The sequence below is a fragment of the Candidatus Allofournierella excrementavium genome (assembly GCF_048526665.1).
Classification (GTDB): Bacteria; Bacillota; Clostridia; order Oscillospirales; family Ruminococcaceae; genus Allofournierella_A; species Allofournierella_A excrementavium.
The window spans coordinates 1-21748 of sequence record NZ_DBGFPE010000035.1 but is presented as its reverse complement, the minus strand read 5'-3'; the positions used below and the strand labels follow the sequence as shown (position 1 = coordinate 21748).

At 66.5% G+C, this 21748-nt stretch carries 17 protein-coding genes; 11 read left to right on the top strand and 6 right to left on the bottom strand.

What is annotated here, in order from left to right:
* Positions 1 to 55 precede the first annotated feature (55 nt).
* Entirely contained in the window at positions 56 to 1723 is a 1668-nt protein-coding gene (locus ACMI1Q_RS08375; RefSeq protein ID WP_419503446.1) for a glutamine--tRNA ligase/YqeY domain fusion protein, read from the bottom strand.
* A 295-nt stretch (positions 1724 to 2018) separates the two neighbouring features.
* On the opposite strand from ACMI1Q_RS08375, the gene ACMI1Q_RS08370 reads away from it, so the two are divergent.
* The 6 genes from ACMI1Q_RS08370 to ACMI1Q_RS08345 all read left to right on the top strand — a co-directional run bounded on the left by ACMI1Q_RS08370 (position 2019) and on the right by ACMI1Q_RS08345 (position 9413).
* Entirely contained in the window at positions 2019 to 2834 is an 816-nt protein-coding gene (locus ACMI1Q_RS08370; protein WP_419503445.1) for a YitT family protein, read from the top strand.
* 127 nt (positions 2835 to 2961) lie between these two features.
* Positions 2962 to 5883, top strand: coding sequence for an acyl-CoA dehydratase activase (locus ACMI1Q_RS08365; RefSeq protein WP_419503444.1), 2922 nt, complete (start codon positions 2962 to 2964; stop codon positions 5881 to 5883).
* A gap of 4 nt (positions 5884 to 5887) precedes the next feature.
* The gene (locus ACMI1Q_RS08360) at positions 5888 to 7213 is read left to right on the top strand and encodes a 2-hydroxyglutaryl-CoA dehydratase (RefSeq protein WP_419503443.1); all 1326 of its coding nucleotides are present in this window, start codon (positions 5888 to 5890) and stop codon (positions 7211 to 7213) included.
* 65 nt (positions 7214 to 7278) lie between these two features.
* Complete coding sequence (locus tag ACMI1Q_RS08355; RefSeq protein WP_419503442.1) at positions 7279 to 8274, top strand: exonuclease domain-containing protein; 996 nt, start codon at positions 7279 to 7281, stop codon at positions 8272 to 8274.
* Between the two features lie 93 nt (positions 8275 to 8367).
* Positions 8368 to 8862, top strand: coding sequence for an RNA polymerase sigma factor (locus tag ACMI1Q_RS08350; protein WP_330058233.1), 495 nt, complete (start codon positions 8368 to 8370; stop codon positions 8860 to 8862).
* Complete coding sequence (locus ACMI1Q_RS08345; protein ID WP_419503441.1) at positions 8859 to 9413, top strand: zf-HC2 domain-containing protein; 555 nt, start codon at positions 8859 to 8861, stop codon at positions 9411 to 9413. The genes ACMI1Q_RS08350 and ACMI1Q_RS08345 overlap by 4 nt, the downstream gene beginning before the upstream one ends.
* Positions 9414 to 9472: 59 nt before the next feature.
* Here ACMI1Q_RS08345 and ACMI1Q_RS08340 read toward each other — a convergent pair whose 3' ends face one another.
* Both ACMI1Q_RS08340 and ACMI1Q_RS08335 read right to left on the bottom strand, forming a co-directional pair.
* Complete coding sequence (locus tag ACMI1Q_RS08340; protein ID WP_419503440.1) at positions 9473 to 11563, bottom strand: glutamine synthetase III; 2091 nt, start codon at positions 11561 to 11563, stop codon at positions 9473 to 9475.
* A 91-nt stretch (positions 11564 to 11654) separates the two neighbouring features.
* Entirely contained in the window at positions 11655 to 12884 is a 1230-nt protein-coding gene (locus tag ACMI1Q_RS08335) for a class I SAM-dependent rRNA methyltransferase (RefSeq protein WP_419503439.1), read from the bottom strand.
* A gap of 114 nt (positions 12885 to 12998) precedes the next feature.
* Here ACMI1Q_RS08335 and ACMI1Q_RS08330 point away from each other — a divergent pair, with 114 nt between their 5' ends.
* Together ACMI1Q_RS08330 and ACMI1Q_RS08325 are read left to right on the top strand one after the other, a co-directional pair.
* Positions 12999 to 13490, top strand: coding sequence for a hypothetical protein (locus tag ACMI1Q_RS08330; RefSeq protein WP_419503438.1), 492 nt, complete (start codon positions 12999 to 13001; stop codon positions 13488 to 13490).
* 201 nt (positions 13491 to 13691) lie between these two features.
* Positions 13692 to 14390 (top strand): ZIP family metal transporter, encoded by a 699-nt coding sequence (locus ACMI1Q_RS08325; protein ID WP_419503437.1) that lies wholly within the window; start codon positions 13692 to 13694, stop codon positions 14388 to 14390.
* Between the two features lie 63 nt (positions 14391 to 14453).
* Here ACMI1Q_RS08325 and ACMI1Q_RS08320 read toward each other — a convergent pair whose 3' ends face one another.
* From ACMI1Q_RS08320 to ACMI1Q_RS08310, 3 genes are all read right to left on the bottom strand, one after another.
* Positions 14454 to 15221: a GNAT family N-acetyltransferase gene (locus ACMI1Q_RS08320; protein WP_419503436.1), complete on the bottom strand. Its 768-nt coding sequence runs from the start codon at positions 15219 to 15221 to the stop codon at positions 14454 to 14456.
* A gap of 193 nt (positions 15222 to 15414) precedes the next feature.
* Entirely contained in the window at positions 15415 to 16290 is an 876-nt protein-coding gene (locus tag ACMI1Q_RS08315) for an NAD(P)H-hydrate dehydratase (RefSeq protein WP_419503435.1), read from the bottom strand.
* Between the two features lie 64 nt (positions 16291 to 16354).
* The gene (locus ACMI1Q_RS08310) at positions 16355 to 16864 is read right to left on the bottom strand and encodes a hypothetical protein (protein ID WP_419503434.1); all 510 of its coding nucleotides are present in this window, start codon (positions 16862 to 16864) and stop codon (positions 16355 to 16357) included.
* A gap of 133 nt (positions 16865 to 16997) precedes the next feature.
* Here ACMI1Q_RS08310 and ACMI1Q_RS08305 point away from each other — a divergent pair, with 133 nt between their 5' ends.
* Genes ACMI1Q_RS08305 through ACMI1Q_RS08295 form a run of 3 tightly spaced genes read left to right on the top strand, consistent with a single transcriptional unit; the run spans position 16998 to position 21512 of the window.
* Positions 16998 to 18326, top strand: coding sequence for an MATE family efflux transporter (locus tag ACMI1Q_RS08305; RefSeq protein WP_419503433.1), 1329 nt, complete (start codon positions 16998 to 17000; stop codon positions 18324 to 18326).
* Between the two features lie 16 nt (positions 18327 to 18342).
* Entirely contained in the window at positions 18343 to 18783 is a 441-nt protein-coding gene (locus ACMI1Q_RS08300) for a hypothetical protein (RefSeq protein WP_419503432.1), read from the top strand.
* Positions 18780 to 21512 carry a suppressor of fused domain protein gene (locus tag ACMI1Q_RS08295; RefSeq protein ID WP_419503431.1) on the top strand — a complete coding sequence of 911 codons (2733 nt, stop codon included), beginning with the start codon at positions 18780 to 18782 and terminating at the stop codon, positions 21510 to 21512. Before ACMI1Q_RS08300 ends, ACMI1Q_RS08295 begins: the two co-directional genes overlap by 4 nt.
* The last annotated feature ends 236 nt before the right edge of the window (positions 21513 to 21748 follow it).

Here is a 21748-nt window from a genome sequence, read left to right as displayed (position 1 = left end):
CAGGATAAAGAAAGGCCCCGGCGCTGGTGCGCCGGGGCCTTGCCGCGTGAAAAATTTATTTCTGTTCCAGGGTCTTGGAGAAGCTGTCCTTCAAGGTCACCGCACGGTTGAAAACGCCGGGGTTCTTGGAGTCGGCGGTGAAGTAGCCCATGCGCACGAACTGGAAGGTATCGCCGGGCTTTGCGTCCGCCAGAGCGGCCTCGAGTTTCGCGCCGGGCAGCGCCTTCACGCTCTCGGGGTTCAGGTAGTCCTTGTAGTCCGCGCCCTCGGGCAGATCGCCCATGTTCTCCTGGGTGAACAGCTTGTCGTAAAGGCGAACTTCCGCGTCCACCGCGTGGGCCGCGCTGACCCAGTGGATGGTGCCCTTGACCTTGCGGCCGTCGGCGGGCATGCCGTTGCCGGTCTCAAGGTCGGCGGTGCAGCGCAGTTCGGCCACCTCGCCGGCTTCGTCCAGGATGACCTCGTTGCACTTGACGATGTAGGCGCCCATCAGACGCACCTCGCCGTCCGGCTTGAGGCGCTGGAACTTGGGCGGGGGCACCTGGGCAAAGTCGCTGCGCTCGATGTACAATTCACCCGAGAAGGCCACCTTGCGGGTGGAGTCGTCGTTCGCCGCCTTGTTGGGGTTGTTGGGGATGTCGAAGTACTCCACCTTGCCGGCGGGGTAGTTGGTGATGGTCAGCTTGATGGGGTCGGTCACCGCCATGCGCCGGGGGGCGGAAAGCTCCAGCTCGGTGCGCAGGCAGTGCTCCAGCAGGCGGTAGTCCACCAGGCTGTACACCTTGGAAACGCCCGCCTTCTTCACAAACTCGAAGATGCTGGAGGGGGTGTAGCCCCGGCGGCGCAGGCCGCACAGGGTGGGCATGCGGGGGTCGTCCCAGCCGTCCACGATGTTCTTTTCCACCAGTTCCCGCAGATAGCGCTTGCTCATCACCGTGTTGGACACGTTCAGCCGCGCGAACTCACGCTGGATGGGGAAGGGGCCCAGATGCAGGTTGTCGATGACCCACTCGTACAGAGGCCGGTGGTTCTCGAACTCCAGGCTGCACATGCTGTGGGTGATGCCCTCGATGGCGTCCTGGATGGGGTGGGCGAAGTCGTAGAGCGGGTAGATGCACCACGCGTCGCCCTGGCGGTGGTGGTGGGCCCGCACGATGCGGTAGATGGCCGGGTCGCGCATGTTCATGTTGGGGCTGGCCATGTCGATCTTGGCCCGCAGGGTGCGGCTGCCGTCGGCGAACTCGCCGGCGCGCATGCGGCGGAAGAGGTCCAGGTTCTCCTCCACCGAGCGGTCGCGCCAGGGGCTGGGCCGGCCCGGCTCGGTCAAAGTGCCCCGGTACTCCTGCATCTCCTCGCGGGAGAGGTCGCACACGTAGGCCTTGCCCTCCTTGATGAGCTGCTCGGCGTACTGGTAGCACTGCTCGAAGTAATCGCTGCCGTAGTAGATGCCGCCGTTGGGGATGGCGCCCAGCCAGCGCAGGTCCTCCTCGATGCTCTTGACGTACTCGTCGTCTTCGCGCACGGGGTTGGTGTCGTCATAGCGCAGGTTGAACTTGCCGCCGTAGGCCTGGGCGATGCCCCAGTTGATCCAGATGGCCTTGGCGCTGCCGATGTGCAGGTAGCCGTTGGGCTCCGGCGGGAAACGGGTGTGGATCTCTTTCACCCGGCCTTCGGCCAGGTCCGCGTCGATGATCTCGGTGAGAAAATTGCTGGGCTTTTCCATGGGCTTGCCCCTCCTCGAAAACTGTCCGGACGCGGGCAAAACTGCCCGCATCCCATTATCTGTACTATTTTACAGGATTTTTTCTTCGATTGCAATATGAAAACGCCGCCCCGCCCCGCGGGGTTTGACAAAAAAGGGGGATGTATGGTACTTTATTACAGATACTGGGGCAGTGGGCGGTTTTGGCGCGTTTTTGCGCCCGCCCGGCCCACCGAAACAAAGAAAGCGGGTCGTGCATCCTATGCATCACAAACCGAGATTCCTCACCAAAGATTTTGCCGTTTACGCGCTGCTTTTGAACCTGGGTCTCTTCTTCTCGGCGGCGGGCATCCACCTGTTCAAGACCCCCAACCACTTCGCCATGGGCGGCACCAGCGGCGTGTCCATCATCCTGGCAAGCCTCTTCCCCACCCTGAACGTGGGCGGCGCGCTGTTCCTCATCAACGCCGCGCTGGTGGCGCTGGGCCTTGTGTTTCTGGGCGCGAAGACCATGGGCGTGACCATCTATTCCTCCTTCGCCCTGTCCGCCTTCGTGTCGCTTTTGGAAAAGGTATATCCCATGCCCCATCCCTTCACCGACGACACCCTGCTGGAGCTGTGCTTCGCGGTGGCCCTGCCCGCCATCGGCAGCGCCATCGTGTTCAACGTGGGCGCTTCCACCGGCGGCACCGACATCGTGGCCATGATCCTCTCCAAATACACCGGCCTGGAAGTGGGGCGGGCGCTGCTGGTGTCCGACCTGGCCATCGCCGTGTGGGCGGGCGGGCTCTACGGCATCGCCACCGGCCTGTACTGCATGCTGGGCACCTTTGCCAAGGCCTTCGCGGTGGACAGCATGATCGAGGGCTTCAACCAGCGCAAGGTCATCACCGTCATCACCTCCCGGCCCGACGATCTGAAGGCCTTCATCCTGGAAAAGCTCAACCGCAGCGCCACGGTCTACACCGCCCGCGGCGCCTACACCGGCAAAGAGGAACAGGTGTTCACCACCGTGCTCACCCGGCGGCAGGCGGTGGCCCTGCGCAACCATCTGCGCCGGGCGGACCCCACCGCCTTCCTCACCATCGTGAATTCCTCCGAGATCGTGGGCAAGGGGTTCCGTTCGCTGTGAGAAAGCTGGCAACATCCCCCAGCTTCAAACATTTTTCAAATTTGTCTGTTATAATCAAACTGTTTTGCTGTTTTCGCGTCCTCGCCACGGGGGCAGGGCGCGTCTTATCAAAGAAAGAGGAGATCAAATGCGCGTTGGTCTGGACATTGGTTCCACTACCATCAAATGTGTGGTTCTGAACGACGCGGACGAGGTGATTTTTGACACCTACGAGCGTCACGGAAGCCACATCACCGAAAAAGCAAAGGAGATTTTGGAGCGGGTGCACACCCAGCTGGGCGGGCGCACCGCCTGGCTTGCCATCTCCGGCTCGGCGGGCATGGGCCTTGCCGAGAGCTGCGGCGTGCCCTTTGTGCAGGAGGTGTTCGCCACCCGCGTGGCGGCAAAGCGCCTCGCGCCGGGCACCGACGTCATCATCGAGCTGGGAGGCGAGGACGCCAAGATCCTCTTCCTCACCGGCGGCACCGAGGTGCGCATGAACGGCAGCTGCGCCGGCGGCACCGGCGCTTTCATCGACCAGATGGCCACCCTTCTGAAGATGAGCCCGGAGGAGCTGAACGCCGCCGCGGCCACCGCAAAACGCACCTACACCATCGCCAGCCGCTGCGGCGTGTTCGCCAAGAGCGACATCCAGCCCCTCATCAACCAGGGCGCTGCGGCGGGGGACATCGCCGCCTCCATCTACGGCGCGGTGGTCAACCAGACCATCGCCGGCCTGGCCCAGGGGCGGGCCATCAAGGGCAACATTTTGTATCTGGGCGGGCCGCTCACCTTCAATAGCGTGCTGCGCCAGACCTTTGACAAAACGCTGGGGGTCACGGGCCTGTGCCCCGACCACAGCCTGCACTTCGTTGCGCTGGGCGCGGCCTTCTATGCCGACAAGCAGTTCAATCTGGCCCAGGTGGCCGATGCGGTGGAGCACAACGCCGCCTCCGGCAGCTGGGCCAGCGAGCCGCCCCTCTTCGCCTCCAAGGAGGAGTACGAGGCCTTCCACGCCCGGCACCTGAAAGCCAGCGTGCCCCATGTGCCCTTCGGGGCCGACTGCGGCCCGGTGCACATCGGCATCGACTCCGGCTCCACCACCGTGAAGCTGGCTGTCATCGACCAGAACGCCAACCTGCTCTTCACCAGCTACCAGCCGAACCTGGGCAACCCGGTGCCGCTGGTGAAGGAAGTGCTGCAAAAGCTCTACGCCGACCATCCGGGCCTGGAGGTGGCCAGCGTCACCACCACCGGCTACGGCGAGGCCCTCATCCAGCACGCCTTCAACGCCGACGCCGGCGTGGTGGAAACGGTGGCCCACTTCACCGCCGCCCGCCATTTCCTGCCCGAGGTGGACTTCATCATCGACATCGGCGGCCAGGACATGAAGTGCTTCAAAATTGAGGACGGCGCCATCAGCGACATCTTCCTCAACGAGGCCTGCTCCTCCGGCTGCGGCAGCTTTTTGCAGACCTTTGCCGAGGCGCTGGGCTACGACGTGAAGGAATTCGCGGCCCTGGGCCTCTTTGCCGACCGCCCGGTGGACCTGGGCAGCCGCTGCACCGTGTTCATGAACTCCAGCGTCAAGCAGGCCCAGAAGGACGGCGCGTCCATCCAGAACATCTCGGCGGGCCTGTCCATCAGCGTGGTCAAGAACGCTCTTTATAAGGTCATCCGCGCCTCCAGCCCCGAGGAGCTGGGCCGCCACATCGTGGTGCAGGGCGGCACCTTCTACAACGAGGCGGTGCTGCGCGCCTTTGAAAAGGAGATGGGCGTGGAGGTCATCCGGCCGGACATCGCCGGCCTGATGGGCGCCTTCGGCGCGGCGCTCCACGGCCGCGCCACCGCTAAGCCCGGCCAGAAGAGCACCGTGCTGGGCCCCGAGGAACTGGCGGCTTTCAGCCAGACCACCCGCACCGTGCAGTGCAACGGCTGCACCAACCACTGCCAGCTCACCATCAACACCTTCGCCGGCGGGCGGCGGCTCATCAGCGGCAACCGCTGCGAGCACCCGGTGAGCGGCGGGGCCGCCGGCGGCGACGACACCCTCAACCTCTACCGCTACAAGCAGAACCTGCTGGCGGGCTACAAGCCGGTGGAGGGCCCCCGGGGCCGCATCGGCATCCCCCTGTGCCTGAACATGTACGAGCTGCTGCCCTTCTGGCACGCCTTCTTCACCAGTCTGGGCTTTGCCGTCGTCACCAGCCCGGCCTCCGACCGGGCGCTCTACACCGCCGGCCAGGCCAGCATCCCCAGCGACACGGTGTGCTTCCCCGCAAAACTCGCCCACGGCCACATCAAGGCCCTGAGCGAGATGGGCGTGGACGCCATCTTCTACCCCTGCATGAGCTACAACATCGACGAGCACCTGGGCGACAACCACTATAACTGCCCGGTGGTGGCCTACTACCCCGAAGTGCTGGAGATCAACTGCCCCGAGCTGGCAAACATCCCCTTCATCAACGACTTCGTGGGCCTGCACCGCCCGGCGGACTTTAAAAACAAAATGTACTTTATCCTTAAAAAATACTTTAAGGATATTAGCAAGGAAGAGGTGGCAAAGGCCGCCGACCTGGGCTACGCCGAGTATCACGACCACATGCAGCGCCTGCGGGACAAGGGCGCCCAGATCATCGCCGACGCCCGTGCGGCGGGCAAGCGCATCATCGTGCTGGCGGGCCGGCCCTACCATGTGGACCCGGAGGTCAACCACGGCATCGACGGCCTCATCTGCCAGCACGGCGCGGCGGTCGTCACCGAGGACAGCGTGGCCTGGCACATGGAGAAATTCCCCACCACCGTGCTCAACCAGTGGACCTATCACTCCCGGCTTTACGCCGCGGCCAAATACTGCACCACCCAGCCGGACATGGACCTGGTGCAGCTGGTGAGCTTCGGCTGCGGTGTGGACGCCATCACCACCGACGAGACCCGCAGCATCCTGCAGGCGGGGGGCAAGCTGTACACCCAGCTGAAGATCGACGAGATCACCAACCTCGGCGCGGTGAACATCCGTCTGCGCAGCCTCTTCGCCGCGCTGGACGAAAAGGACAGAAAGGGGGAATGAGACGATGGAAAACGCCATGAACTACCCGCGCTTTACGCCGGAGATGAAAAAGACCCACACCATCCTCATCCCCAACATGGCCCCGGTGCAGTTCACCCTGCTGCAGGCGGCGCTGGAAAAGGAGGGCTACCGCACCGAGATCTTGGGCAACTGCGGCAGCCAGGTGGCCCAGCTGGGCCTGAAATACGTCCACAACGACACCTGCTATCCGGCGCTGCTGGTCATCGGCCAGTTTCTGGACGCCTTGAACAGCGGCAAGTACGACCTGGACCACACCGCCCTGCTCATCACCCAGACGGGCGGCGGCTGCCGGGCCTCCAACTACATCCACCTGCTGCGCAAGGCGCTGGCCCGCGCGGGCTACGGCCACATCCCGGTGGCCAGCCTGAACTTCTCGGGCCTTGAAAAGGACTCGGGCTTCAAAATGACCCTGCCCCTTCTGCGCATGGCGCTGGCGGCCATCGTCTACGGCGACCTGCTGATGGCCCTGCGCAACCAGACCTCCCCCTACGAAACGGAAAAGGGCGCGGCCGAGGCCCTCACCGACAAGTGGCTGGGCCGCCTGCGGGAGGACTTTTTGGCCGGCCGCAATATCTCGGCGGGGGCGATGAAGAAGATGTTCCCCGTCATCGCCGCCGACTACGCCGCCATCCCCGTAAAGCGTGTGCCCAAGGTGAAGGTGGGCGTCGTGGGCGAGATCTACGTCAAGTATTCCCCTCTCGGCAACAACCGGCTGGAGGAATTTTTGGCCGGCGAAGGGTGCGAGGTGAACCTGCCGGGCCTTTTGGGCTTTGTGCAGTACTGCATCAGCAACATGGGCGACACCGTGCGCTTCTACGGCGGCTCCAAGGCGGCCGTCTGGGGCTCGGAAGCGCTGCTGAAGTATATGGACGGCATCGAGCGGGCCTCGGGCGCGGCCATGAAGGCGGCGGGCTTCCACGCCCCCGCGCCCTTTTTGGAGCTGCGCACCATGGCCGACGGCATCATCAGCCGGGGCAACAAGATGGGCGAGGGCTGGCTGCTCACCGCCGAGATGGTGGAGCTGGTCACCAGCGGCTACGAGAACATCGTCTGCGCCCAGCCCTTCGGCTGCCTGCCCAACCACATCTGCGGCAAGGGCATGATCAGCCGCATCCGGGCCATCTATCCCACCGCCAACATCACCCCCATCGACTACGACCCCAGCGCCACGCCGGTGAACCAGGAGAACCGCATCAAACTGATGCTCAGCGTGGCCAAGGAGCGGCTGGACGAAGCCGCCGCCCCCGCCGCGCCCGCTCTGGAAGAGCCGGTGACCGCGGGCGAGAAGGCCGTGCCGGCCTATCTGTAAAAAATAACTTTGGAGCGGGGCGGGCGTTTTCGTCCGCCCCGTGCCGTGAGAGGAACGAGAGACAAATGGCCCAGCTGATCGTATTTGACATGGAGTGGAACATGGGCTACGCGCCCAAGACCTTCCGCTACCAGGGCGCGGAGCAGACTTTGCGGGGCGAGATCATCCAGATTGGCGCGGCGAAGGTGGAAGGCGGAAACATCACCGACACCTTCACCGTGACCATGCGGCCCCAGATCTTCCCCAAGCTCCACCACCATGTGGCCAAGGTCACCGGCCTGACACAGAAGGACCTGGCGGCGGGGGTGCCCGTGGCCGAGGGCCTGCGCCGCTTCATGGACTGGTGCGGCCCCGACGCGGCTCTGGGCGAGTGGGGCCAGGACGACGTGCCGGTGCTCAAGCAGAATCTGGTGCTGACGGGCCTGGACGAGACTTGGCCCCACACCTGGTACGATTTGCAGCGGGCCTTCCTCAGCCAGCGGCCCCGGGCTGAGGGGGAGAGCATGACGCTGGAGAGCGTGGTGGAGCGCCTGGGCATCGAGAAGAACGAGGCCTTCCACGACGCGCTGGCCGACGCGGTCTACACCGCAAAGGTGTGCTCCTTCATCGACCTGGACAAGGCCCTGGCCGAGTACCCCAGCGAGGAGGAGCAGCTGCGGGCCCTCACCTGCCCGGAAGGCAGCCGCCGCACCGATTTCACCCTCTGGCGGGGCTACGCCGACGGCGAAGTGTGGCTCACCGATGAGACCATGCGCCGGGCGGTGTGCCCGGAGTGCGGCGCGCCCCTGGCCCCCAACGAGGGGGACTGGTGGCTGCGCAAGGGCAACAACAGCCTTTATTCCATGGGCCGCTGCGCCGCCCACGGCCCGGTGCTCATCTGGCTGCGGCGCATGCGCTCCGACGGGCTGCACCACACCTTCGCCCGGGCCACCGAGCCGGCGGACGAGGCCCAGGCCGCCCGCTGGGAGAAGGACAAGAAAGCCGCCATTGCCCGCGCCAAGCGCCGGGCGGAAAAGGAGGCGGCGGAGGCCGCCGAGCGGGTGAAAAACGCCGGACGATAAACAAAAAGGCACGGAAATTTTCCGTGCTTTTTTTGTAATATCCCGGCCTGAAACAAGTCTTATGGTCACAAAAGGGGAAAGGCGGTGGCGGCGGTGGAGTTTGAGGACGTCTACAAAGCGTATTTCGGCCCGGTCTACCGCTATCTTCTGCGCCTTTCGGGGGACGAACAACTGGCGGAGGAACTGGCCGCCGAGACATTTTTCCGGGCGCTGCGGGCGGCGGAGGGGTTCCGGGGCGAGTGCGAGGTGCGGGTCTGGCTGTGCCAGATCGCCAAAAACGCCTACTACACCCATCAAAAGAAGAGCCGCCGGGCCCGCCCGGCGGACGAGGCCCTTCTGGGGCAGCTGGCTGACCCCGCCCCGCCCCCGGAGGAGGCGGCCGCCGCCCGGGACCAGGCGGCTCGCCTGCGGGCCATCGCGGACGGCCTGCCCGAGCCCTACCGGGAGGTCTTCCGTCTGCGGGCTTTCGGGGAACTGCCTTACAAGGACATCGCCAGCCTTTATGAAAAAACCGCCAACTGGGCCTGTGTCACCTATCACCGGGCCCGGGAGATGATACGCCGCCGCTGGGAGGAGGAAGAGGGATGAAAAACGAGTGCAGCATCGTGGGGGACCTGCTGGCCCTCTGGATGGACGGGCTGGTGAGCGGGGACACCGCCGCTTTTGTGGAAGAGCATCTGGACCGCTGCCCCGCCTGCCATGCCCGCATGGAGCAGCTGCGCGCCCCCGCCGCCCCCCAGGCGGCGGCGCAGGAGGCGCGGGCCTTCCGTGATTTTGCCGCCCGGTGGAACAAAAAGCGCCGCCGGATTCTGGCGGCCTTCGCCGCGCTGGCGCTGGCCGCCGCGCTGCTGGCGGCGTGCCTTTTCTCCTCCGCCGTCTTCGGCACGGCGAATTTTGTGTCGGCGGCGGCGGGCCTTGCCCGGGTCACCCTTCTGAACGAGCCCTGGGCGGAGATCGCGCGCGAGCCCAAGGTGGTGCTGGCCGCCCCGGAGACCGACCTCACCGACTATATGGCTGCCCGGGGCTTTGCCGAAAACGAACAGGAGCGGATGGGGGCCCTGCGGGTGTTTGAAAAAGACGGCGCGAAGGAATACGTCTTGTGCAGCGTCAACCGGTGGTTCGCCCGCTGGGTTTGGTAACAGTAAAAAAGCGGCCCGCCCGGCAAAAACCGGGCGGGCCGCTCTCTTTTCGTTTGGATTTACACGTAGAACAGCATGGTGCTGTAACTGGGCAGGGGCCAGTAGTCCTGGCCGCAGATGCCCTCCGCCGCGTCGGCGGCGGCCCGCAGGGCCTGCATGGCGGGCAGCACCTGATCGTGGTAGGCCTTGGCCTCCGCCAGCGCGTCGGTCATGGCCTCGGCGGCCTCCACCTGGGCTTCCAGCCGGTCGGCCGCATCGCTCATGGCGTCGGTGTAGTTGGTCAGCTGGCGCAGGGCCTTCTCCTCCGCCTTGCAGCTGATGCCGGGGCAGGCGGCCTGCTTGGCGGCGATGCCGTTCGCCAGATCGGTCATGTAGGCGCAGGCGGCGGGCACCAGCTGGCGGCGGGTCATCTCCATCATGGTGCCGGCCTCGATGTGGCGCACCTTGGCGTAGTTTTCCAGCTTGACCTCGTAGCGGCTGCGGGCCTCGGTCTCGCTGAGCACGCCCATCATGCGGAACAGCTCCAGGTTCTTGGGGGCGATCATGGCCTCCAGCGCGTCGGAGGCGGCGGGGGTGGAGCCAAGACCCCGGCGGGCGGCCTCCTCCTCCCACTCCTTGGAGTAGCCGTTGCCGTTGAAGATGACCCGCTTGTGGTCGCGGATGGTGCGCTTGACCAGCGCGATGACGGCGGTGTCAAAGTCTTCGGCCTGCTCCAGCTCGTCGGCGTAGCCCTTCAGCTCCTTGGCCACCGCCGTGTTCAGCACGGTGTTCGGGTCGGACATGTTGGCGGAGGAGCCGGGCATGCGGAACTCGAACTTGTTGCCGGTGAAGGCGAAGGGGCTGGTGCGGTTGCGGTCGGTGGTGTCTTTCGCGAACTTGGGCAGCACGTCCACGCCCAGGTCGATCTTGGCGGCCTCGGGGGCCACGTACTGGCTGTCGGAGGCGATGGCGTCCAGGATGGCGGCCAGATCGTCGCCCACGAACACCGACACGATGGCCGGGGGCGCCTCGTTGCCGCCCAGGCGGTGCTCGTTGCCCGCCGAGGCGATGCACATGCGAAGCAGGTCCTGATACTCGTCCACCGCGCGGATGACGGCGGCGAAGAAGATGAGGAACTGCAGGTTATCCATGGGGGTGTCGCCGGGGTCCAGCAGGTTCATGCCGGGCGCGCTCAGCGACCAGTTGTTGTGCTTGCCGGAGCCGTTGACCCCCTCGAAGGGCTTTTCGTGCAAAAGGCACACAAGGCCGTGCTTCGGGGCCAGCCGGCGCATGAATTCCATGGTCAGCAGGTTGTGGTCCACCGCCACGTTGCAGCGGTCGAAGAGGGGGGCCAGCTCGTGCTGGGCCGGGGCCACCTCGTTGTGCTTGGTCTTGGCGCCCACGCCCAGCTTCCACAGCTCCTCGTCCAGCTCGTGCATGAAGGCGCTCACCTCCGGGCGCAGCGCGCCGAAGTAGTGCTCCTCCAGCTCCTGGCCCTTGGCGGGCGCCGCGCCGAAGAGGGTGCGGCCGGTGAGGATGAGGTCCTCACGCTGCTCGTAGTGCTCCTTCTTGATGAGGAAATACTCCTGCTCCAGGCCCACGGTCACGTCCACATGGGCCACGTCCTTGCCGAACAGCTTCAAAATGCGGCAGGCCTGGTCGCTCACCGCCTTCATGCTGCGCAAAAGGGGCGTTTTTTCGTCCAGGGCTTCGCCCGTCCAGCTGCAAAAAGCGGTGGGGATGCACAGGGTGCCGTCCTTCACAAAGGCGTAGCTGGTGGGGTCCCAGGTGGTGTAGCCCCGGGCCTCGGCGGTGGCCCGCAGGCCGCCGGAGGGGAAGCTGGAAGCGTCCGACTCGCCCCGCACCAGCTCCTTGCCGGAAAACTCCATGATGGCGGTGCCGTCCTTCATGGGGCTGATGAAGCTGTCGTGCTTTTCGCTGGTGATGCCGGTGAGGGACTGGAACCAGTGGGTGTAGTGGGTGGCGCCCTTCTCGATGGCCCAGTCCCGCATGAAGCTGGCCACCACGTTGGCCAGCTCAATGTCCAGGGGCTGGCCCTTCTGCAGGGTGGCCTTCAGGCTCTTGTAGGTGGCGGCGGGCAGCCGCTCCTTCATCACATGCTCGTTGAACACCAGCGAGCCGTACACTTCCTTCGGATTCGGATGGGGCATGTTTGGTTCCTCCCTGCCGCGGCGCGGCAAAAAACTTATGTGAGAAATTATACGGCGCGGCGGCGGCCGATGTCAACGGTTTTTGCCGCCCTCACACCACCTGGAAGAGATAGAATTTCAGATAATTCGTCTCCTCCACGTTCCACAGGATGGGGTGGTCGGGGGCCTGCTGGCGGGCCTCGATCTGGCGCAGCTGCCGCCCTGCGTCCTGAGCCGCGTCCGCCAGCATCTTCTCGAACATGGCGGGGGTGGCGAAGTGGCTGCAGCTGGCGGTGGCCAGAATGCCGCCCCGGGGCAGCAGCTTCATGGCCCGGTAGTTTATTTCCTTATAGCCCCGCATGGCGTTGGCCGCCGTTTTGCGGGCCTTGGTGAAGGCGGGCGGGTCCAGGATGATGAAGTCGTAGTCGTGCTTGCCCTCAAGGCCGGGCAGCAGGTCGAACACGTCGGCGCAGACAAAGTCCATCCGGCCTTCCAGGCCGTTCAGCACGGCGTTGGCCCGGGCCATCTCCACCGCCGTCTCGCTCACGTCCACCGCCGTCACATGCTCGGCCCCGCCAAAGGCGGCGTTCAGCGCAAAGCTGCCGGTGTGGGTGAAGCAGTCCAGCACCCGGCGGCCCTTCGCCAGCTGGGCCACCCGGCGGCGGTTGAGTTTCTGGTCCAGGAAAAAGCCGGTCTTCTGGCCGTTCTCCACGTCCACATGGTAGCGCACGCCGTTCTCGGTGATGATGGTCTCGGCCTTCTCCGGATGGGCAAGGCCCGGCGCTTCCAGCCAGCCCTTGCCTTCCGAAAGGCCCTCTTTCTCCCGCAGGGCCACGTCGTTGCGCAGAAAAACGCCCTCGATGACCTGGCCGTCGGCTTGCAGCGTCTCCACCAGCAGCCGGGCCAGCAGCTCCTTGCGCTTTTCCATGCCGTAGGAAAGAATTTGCACCGACAGGATGGGCCCGAAGCGGTCCACCGTCACGCCGGGCAGGCTGTCCGCCTCGCCGAACACCACCCGGCAGCACTGCAGGTCCTCCGCCGGGTAGATGGCCTTGCGGTAGGCCCAGGCGTACTCGATGCGCCGCCGCCAGAAATCCTCGTCAAAGCGGTCGTTGGCGTTGCGGCTCAAAAGCCGCACCCGTATCTTGCTGGCCTCGCTGAGCAGGCCGCTGCCCAGGTACCGCCCTTTGCGGCTGAGCACGTCCACCACCGCGCCGTTTTCCGGGGCGGGGTCGGGGGCGGCGGTGATCTCATCGGCGTAGACCCAGGGGTGGCCTTTCAGAATGGCGGCCTCGGCCTTGGGGGTGACGGTATAAGCGGGATAGGGTCGTTCAGCTTTCATAACAAGGGCTCCCTCATATCGGTTGAAAACCGGTTATAATAATGGTACCATTTCAGTATAGCGGCTCGCGGGGCCCACGGCAAGGGCACGGGCCGGAAAAGGAGACACAAAACCATGGAAATAGAACGCAAATGGCTGGTGAAGGACTGGCCCAAGGGCCTGGAGCCGGTGCGCACCCTGCGCATGCGCCAGGGCTACATCGCCCTGCGGCCCACCGTGCGCATCCGGGAGGAGGCGGACGAGGCGGGGGTGGAGTATATCCTCTGCTTCAAGGGCAAGGCGGGCCCCGGCGGGCTCTCCCGCACCGAGATAGAAACGCCCGTCGAGCGGGGGTTGTTCCTCCAGCTGGAGGAGCTCATCGGCAAGCCCCTCATCCACAAGGAACAGCGCCGCTACCCCCTGGCGGACGGCCTCACCCTGGAGGTGAACCGGGTGGACGCGGGCACCGAGCACGAGTTCTTCTACGCCGAGGTGGAGTTCGGCTCCGAGGCCCAGGCCCTTGCCTGGAAGCCCGGCGTGCTGCGGGAGTATCTGGACCGGGAGGTCACCGGCGAGAAGGGCCAGAGCATGGCCGATTACTGGGCAAGGACGAGAGGCGAGGGCTGAGGCCCGCCTTTGGCTGCGCGCCCGCGCCTTCACCGCGGCGAAAACATCCTTTTGCCCCCTGCCCGGGGGGCTTTTTTTGTTGCCGCTTTGGCCCCGCGCTGCGCGTTTGCTGCCCGAAACAGGCACCCTTTTCCCCTTTGCGGTATACAGTGAAGGAAAAGGGGGTCGAGAGAGTTGCACCGGATCGCGGCGGCTGTTTGGATGGACCTTGTGCCCTGCCTGTGCACGGCGCTGGGCGCGGGGACGGTGTTTTTGACCGGGCGGCGCACCGCCGGCCCGGGGCGGGGAGCCATGGGGCTTTCGGCGGGCATCATGCTGGGGGCGGGGCTGTTCGGCCTGCTGCTGCCCGCCGCAGAGGCGGGCGGCTGGCCCGCGGCGCTGGCGGGGGCGTTTCTCGGCGCGGCGGCGCTGGCGGCCCTGGGGCCGGCGGCAGGGCGCGTCACCCGCAAGGGCGGCGCGGCGGGCCTTGTGCTGGCCAGCGCCTTCTACAACCTGCCCCAGGGCATGGCGGTGGGCCTTGCGGGGGCCGTGGCCGCCGCGGGGGAGGGGGCGGGCCTTGCGGGGGCCCTCACCTTCAGCCTGGGGCTGGGAGTGCAGAACTTCCCCGAGGGCGCGGCCCTCAGCCTGCCATTGCGGGCGAAGGGGGCCACCCGGCGGGCGGCCTTCGCGGCGGGGGCGGCCAGCGGCCTGGTGGAGCTGGCGGGGGCGGCGCTGGCCGGGGCGCTGGCGGCACACCTCGCGCCGGTTCTGCCCTGGCTGATGGGCGCGGCGGCGGGCACCATGGCCCTCACCGTGGCCCGGCAGCTGGCCCCCGCCGCCCGGGGCGAAGGGGGCCGGGGGGCGGTGTGCGCCGCCCTGGGCTTTGGGGCCATGCTGGCGTTGAGCGCCCTGCTGGGGTGAAAAAGGGGGGCCGCGTTCCGAAAAGAACGCGGCCCATTCTTTTTTCTTCGGCGGGTGGGGAGCTTAAAGATTCATTTCATCCACGATGGCGGCGGGCTTTGCGGTCATTTCCACCCAAGCCGGAACGAAGCCGCATTTGACGGCATTCCTGGCTGACCGTATGTTTGACCAGGCCGCGCAATAAAACGGCACTTTGTTCCGATTCAGGATCTCCCTTGCCAGCGCGCTTGTCAGCGCAGAGGCAATGCCCCGCCGCCTGTATTCCGGCAGAACATCCACGCCGATCTGCCACATCTCTTCGCAATCCGCGGAACAGGCGGCCAACCCGACCAGCGCGCTCCCATCGTATGCGCCGGCTCCAAGCACATCCAGATGCCTGCGCTCTTTGCAAAGCGCATTGCTCCATTCCGGCAGATACAGCCCTTCAAAATCTTCCGGCTCCAGCAGGCGCGTTTCGTAAGCGCAGGAAAGGAGCGGCATCCTGCTTATGTCTGGCAGATAATATTCCGCCATAAAGCATATTTTATGCCCTTTTTCGGCCAGGCGTTCATTCAGCCAGTGCATATTCGGCGTTTCAAAACAGTGATAAAACTCAAACTTCCCGATGTACTCGCGCACCAGAGCAAAAGTCTCGTTGATTGAAGCGGCCACGACATTATTCCCATAGGAAACAAGGCTGCAGGTGATGGGCTGTTTCAAATATTTCCGGGCGTTCTTTCCCATTTTTAAAGGCACGGCCACATTTCTGCCTGCCGCGAGATTCGCCTCGCGGCATCCCAGGTCCTCTGCGGACTGCCTCATGGCGATTTCAAGCATTTCACGATTCGTCATAAGCCTGCTCCGATCCTTCAAGACGCTTTCGGCATTGCACGGGATATGCAGAAACCAGGCGGGCCGCCTCGTTGTGAAACGACGCCCCGGCTTATTTGGCATCCATGCCTGCGAACCGTCCGGCCCCGGCAGCGCCCGGCGCTTCCTTGCCGGCGCACGCCGGGAACGCGGCGCTCCGCTTTTTTGCCTTTCATCACCGCTCTGCGGCGGCGAAAAGGGCCCCCAGGTCGGCGAAGAGGTCGTGGGGCAGCATGCCGTACTGGCCCAGGCGCTTTGCGCACTGGTCCGCCGCCGCCCCGTGCAGCCACACGCCGCACACCGCCGCGTCCAGGGGCGAAAGGCCCTGGGCCGCAAGACCGGCGATCATGCCCGCCAGGATGTCCCCGCTGCCGCCCCGGGAAAGGCCGGGGTTCCCGGTGGGGTTCACGAACACTTCGCCCTGCGGCCCCGCCACGATGGTGCGGTGGCCTTTGAGCACCACCACGCAGTCCTCGGCGCGGGCGTACCCGGCGGCGATGCCCTCCCGCCCGGCGTTCACCTCGGCAGTGGTCAGGCCGCACAGGCGGGCCATCTCGCCGGGGTGGGGGGTCAGGATCAGCGGCAGGCCCGGCGAGCGGGGCAGGCTGTCCATTTTGGCGGCGGCGTTCAGGCCGTCGGCGTCCAGCACCAGGGCGCACCCGGCGGAAGGGCCCAGCTGCTCCAGCAAAGCGGCGGTGTCCGGCGTGTCGCCAAGGCCCGGCCCAAACAGCAGCACCTCCATGCCCCGCACTTTTTCCAGAACAGCTTTGCCGCTCTGGGCGCTCACGCCGCCCTCGGCGCTCTGGCGACAGGGCAGAAAGACGCACTCGGGGATGCGGGCCGCCACCGCGGCGATGACCGGCTCCACCGCCGCCAGCGTCACCAGCCCTGCCCCGGCGCGCAGCGCGCCCTCGGCGGCCAGCGCCGCCGCGCCCCGGAACCGCGCCGACCCGGCAAGGCACATCACCTTGCCGTAGCTGCCCTTGTGGCTGTCCGCCTTGCGGCGGGGCAGAAGTTCAAACACCTGCTGGGCCGTGATCTCCTTTGCCATGTTCCGTGCCTCCTTTTGAAAAAAGGCCGCGGCGCTGCGCCGCGGCCAAAAACCGATGTGTCCCTCAGCCGCCCGCCTGCACCCGGATGCGGAAGAAGTAGACGATGGAGCCGCGCCAGCCGAAGTCCGCCTGGATGCGGTACATGTAAACGCCCGGCGTGGCGGGGGCGATGATGGGGCCTTCTTCCGCGTCCACCAGGTCCAGAAACGCCTCGAAGTTCTCCTCGTCCGAGCGGCTGATGGTCAGGCTCCGCGGCTCCAGCGAGAAGTCGATGTCCATGTAGGTGCGGGCCAGCATCTCCACCGGCGGGGTGTGGGCCTGCAGGTCCTGGCTGCTGTAGGGCGGGGTGGATTTGGCGGTGGTGGTGAGAAAGTTCCACTCATACCCCGCCCGGAAGATCATCTCCGGCGCCATGGCGGTGGCGCCGTTCATGGTGATGGTGATGGAGGGCAGCGCCCGCTCGGGGTCGTTCACATCCATGTTTTCCCGAATGAAGATGGTGATGCAGATGGCCACAGCCAGCGCCGCCGCGCCGATCAGCAGCTTGCGGATCACCTGGATCTTGCTGTACAAAACGCCCGCCCTCCTTTTCCTTTCAGATACTGTTACCATTATATACGAACGGCGCGCAAAAATCCAGATGCAGCCCCGCGCCGTTGCCAAGCGCCGTGAAAAAGGCTATAATTCCAAGGAAAGAGGTGGACCCATGCACAACGAGCCTTCCGCCGCCATCCGCGGCCAGTTTTGGCGCTATGCGCTGCCCAGCATGTTCAGCCAGCTGCTGAACAGCTGCTTCATCATCGTGGACGGCCTGTTCATCGGCCAGAATCTGGGCGACGCGGGCCTTGCGGCCATCAACGTGGCCTGGCCCATGGTGGCCTTCATCCAGGCGGTCAGTCTGGCGGTGGGCACCGGCGGCGCGGTGCGCCTTGCCACCGCCCAGGGCAGAGGCGACGAGGCCGAAGCCCTCACCGCCCGGGGCAGCGCCGTGACCCTGCTGGCGGTGTGCGCCGCCGTGCTGGGCGTGGGGCTGGGGCTGACCTATCCGTACATCCTGCCCCTCATCGGGGCGAACGAGGAGCTCTATCCCCTCTCCGCCGCCTACATCCGGGTGGTCTGCCTGCTCAGCGCCTGCCAGGTGTTCGCCACCGGCCTTCTGCCGCTGGTGCGCAGCGCGGGGCGCACGCTGGGGGCCATGACCGTCACCGTGGGCGGCCTTCTGGGCAACATCTTTCTGGACTGGCTGTTCATCCAGCGCTTCCAGTGGGGCCTGCCCGGCGCGGCGCTGGCCACCGGCCTTTCCCAGGGGGGCTGCGCGCTGGCGGCGCTGCCGATGCTGCTGGCCCACAAGGGCTGGCCCCTGCGTCTGCGCCAGTTCATCCCCTGCCGCCCGATGGTCAAAGGCATCCTGCACTACGCGGTGTCCCCCTTCGGGCTTTCCATCTCCACCAGCGCCATCCTGCTGGTCACCAACCTGCAGGCCCTGCGCTACGGCGGCACCAAGGGGGTGGCGGTGTATGCGGTGCTCAGCTATGTGCTGGGCAGTATCATCCCCCTCATCAGCGGCGTGGGCGACGGTTTGCAGCCGCTGTTCAGCTACGCCCGGGGCGCCCGGGACTGGCACGGCCTTGACCATCTGCGCCGCAAGGGGCTTGCCCTGGCGGTGGGGGTGGCGCTGGTCAGCGGCGCGGCCTGCTTTGCCTTGCGGTATGTGCTGCCGGAAGTGTTCGGTGCCAGCGCCGAGGCGGCGGCCGAGGGCGCGGCGGCCATGTGGACCCTCACCCTCGCCTGCCCCTTCGTGGCGGCGGCGCGGTTCACCTGCAGCTATTTCTGCGCGGTGGGCGAGCCCCTGGCGGGCGGCATCCTGGCCTACGGCGAGCCGCTGGCGGCGCAGCCGCTTTTCCTGTTCACCCTGCCCCTCTGGCTGAGCCTGGAGGGCGTGTGGGTGGCCTATCCCGCGGCGGTGATGCTCACCGCGGCGGCGGCATTCGTTCTGATGCGCCGGCATCTGGCGCTTTTGCCCGCAAGGGAATAAACAAGGAGGACACACCATGCAGCGACTGGGTTTCAAGACCAAGAAGAACAAGTTCGAGCTCCACGAGGCGCTGCTGGCCCACCGGCAGGAGAAGCTGCCCGGCGGCTGGCAGGTCACCGTGGAGAGCGAGCCCTATTACAAAAAGGAGCGCCCCACCGTTCTGGAGCTGAAAAAGGGCTTCTACGCCCCCTGGTTCGACATCGAGTGCGAGGACGGCCGGCTGCACCTGGCCTTTCACGAGTCCTGGACGCTGCGCCTTGTCTGCTGGGCCGTGGCGGCGCTGGCGGTGGCCGGGATGGTAGCGGCCCGGGTGCTGGCCCCGAACACCGGCGCCAGCATCGCCCCGGGCGTGATCGCCCTGGCCCTGCTGTTCTGGGACTTCACCCGTGAGCGGCGGCTGATGGCGGCGGTGAGCCGCTTTGTGCGCGAGAAAATTTTAGAGGAGCAGGCGCAATGATCCTCTCCCGCTCCTTCCTGGCCCGGCTGGCCCCCCTGGAGGCCGAGGGCCGGTACTACGTCATGCTGGACGAGATCCAGCACCACCTGGAGGACGGCCTGGACGAAGGCCGCTGGACCCAGGAGGACATCTTTGCCGACGGGGAGCTGGCGGAACTGGTGGCCCGGCTGGATGCCGCCATCGGGGCCTACGAGTGCTTCTGGCACACCCGCCGCTGGCTGGAAAAGACCGCCGAGACCGCCCGGAGCGCACCCTGGCACCGGGCGATGGCCTGGGCCTGCCTGTGTACCGGCGAAGCGCGCGCCGCACGCCGCTGGGCGGAGGCGGGCCTGCGCCGCTTTGCCCGGGACGGGGAGCTGGCGGCCCTGGCCGCGGCCCTTCGCGCCTTTGAGGGGGACGTGCCCGGGGCGCTGGCCGCTCTGGACGAGGCCTTCGCCCGCACCGGCGAGAGCGAACGGCTGGCCCGCCTGCGGGCGGCAGTGGCGGCGAACGCCCCCCTGGAAGAGCTGGCGGTGTGCGCCGCGCCCGCCGAAAACGAGGAAAAGGTGCGCACTCTGGCCCCCGGCTTTGCGGCGGACGGCGCGGGCCTCGGCCGGGTGTCGGCGGCCCTTGCCGCCCGGGACTGGGCCTTCGAGGCCCCCTGGTGCTTCTGCCGGGTGCCCTTCGGCGAGGGCTTTCTGGACATGCGCCTGCGCATGAGCGAGGCCGCCGCCTCCAGGCTGGACCCGGCCTGGCTGTCGGCGCTGGTGGAGGCCCTGCCCCGGCTGGAAAAAGAGGGCCGGCCCCTGGCCCAGAAGCGCCGGCCCGGGGTGCGCCTTGCCCCGGCGGAGGTGCTGGTGGACCGGCAGGGCCGCGCCCAGCTGGGCTACCATGCCGGCCGCTGCCCCGAGGATCCCCTCTATGTCTATGTGATGATCGAACACGACCTTTCCGCCCCCAGGGAGCTTTACGAGGAGCGCTGGCCCGCCAGCTGGTTCGACGCGCCCCCCGCGCCCCTGGCTCCCCCGCCGCCCCCCGCGCCGGGCTATGCCCCCGCCCAGGCGGCGGCGCTGCAAAAGCACATCTTCACCTGGTTTGGCCCGGTGAGCCGGATGCTGCCCGGCGCGGACGGCGTCTCGGTGCTCGTCATCGACCCGGAGCCGGGCCGGGAGTACTACACCCTGCTCACCTGGGGCATGGGCGCGCGGCCCATGGAACTGCCCCCGGACCTTGCGGGCCAGCAGCTGGAGCGGGCGGAGCTGCTGATGCTGCTGCCCGCGGACTGGAAGGTGGAGGACGAGCGGGAGGTCTGGCGCTGGCCGGTGCGCTGGCTGCGCCTGCTGGCCCGGATGCCCGCCGAACAGGGCACCTGGCTGGGCTGGGGCCACACCGTGCCCAACGGGCGGCCCTTTGCCAGCAACACCCTGCTCTGCGGCACCATGCTGGTGGACCCGCTGGACGCGCCCGAACCGGCGGCCATCTGCCCGCTGCCGGGGGGCGGGTCGGTGAACTTTTACCAGCTGCTGCCCCTCTACGCCCCCGAGATGGACCTGAAACTGGGCGAGGACGCGGACGGCCTGCTGGACCTGATGGAGGACAAGGGCCTTTTGAACGAGCCTTTTGTGCGGGTGGACCGGCCCTGCGCCGCGGGCGAAGTGGAGCCGCCCCCGCCCGCCGCCCTGATGGAGCAGCTGGAAGAACTGGACCGCCGGGCGGACGACGAGGGCATCGCCGCCCTGCTCGAAGAAAAGGCGGGGACCAGCCCCCGGCTGGCGGGCATGCTGGCCCGCTCGCTGAACAACCTCGGCCGCTACGCCGAGGCCGCCGCCGTGCTGAAACAGGTGGAGGCCGCCGGCGCGTCCGACCCGCTGTGGCAGTTCCGCATGGGCTTTTCCCTCTACTATCAGGGCAAACTGGACGAGGCCCTGGCTTGCTTTGAGGCCAGCGACCGGATGGCCCCCGGCGACGGCGACGCCGAGACCTACCTGCGCTGGTGCCGGGCGGCGCTGGACCTGCCGGTGTGCCTGGAGCCCTTCCCCGACCGGGCGGCCCGCTTCTGGGCGGCCTTTGCCGAACAGGAGGACGCGCTGGCGGAAAAAGCCTTTGCCGAAGGCTGCGAGGCGGTGCGCCCCGCGCTGGAAGAGCTGCTGGGGATCTGTTTCCCCACGCCGGAGTTCAGGCTGGAACCGGCGGGGGAAAAGCTGCGGCTGACCCTTTTGTGGGAACACGCCCCCCACCGGCGCTGGCTGGCCCCGGCCTGGAAGGCCCTGGCCCCCGCCCATCTCGGCCGCTGGTGGGAGTTCGATTTTGACCACACGCCCCCGGCCTGGACCGGGTATCAGAGCGCCCCCGCCGGCAAAAAGGGCCTGCGGCGGGACCTCATCGCCGGCACCACCTGCTTTGAAGGGCCCCAGCGGGCCTTCCTGGCGCAGGATGTCTCCCTCTCGGCCGCCGCGGCGGCGGACGGGGCGGTACTGGGCTATTTCTACTACACCCCCGCCCCCGGCGAAGACCCGGTGGCCCGGCGGGCCGCGCTGGAAGAGGCCCTGGCCAGGGAAGGCGCGGGCAGCCTCGCGGTGCTGGGCGGCGCGGTGGGCGAAAAGCGCTGCTACATCGACGTGCTGGCCCTGGACCTGGAACAGGCCCTGGACGCCGCCGCCCGCCTGCTCACGCCGCCCCAGTGTTCCGGGGCTGGTTTCGCCTCCTTCCGCCCCAAAGCCAAGGGCACGCCCCTGCAAAAGAACAAATGAGGCCGAGGCCGCCGGGAAATTTTCCCGGCGGCCTTCTTTTTTGCAAATTCCTGTTGACAGGGCCGTATGGGTTGAATATAATAACAATTGAACAAACGTTCAAATGTTTGCCCCGTCGAAAGACCTGCTAACAAAAGTCAAGTAGAAATTTCAGATTTGAGGGAGCGGCAAAAAGACAACACAAAATCAAGCCGCTGAGCATCTCAAAATCGAAACGGCGGCCAACCAGATGGTAT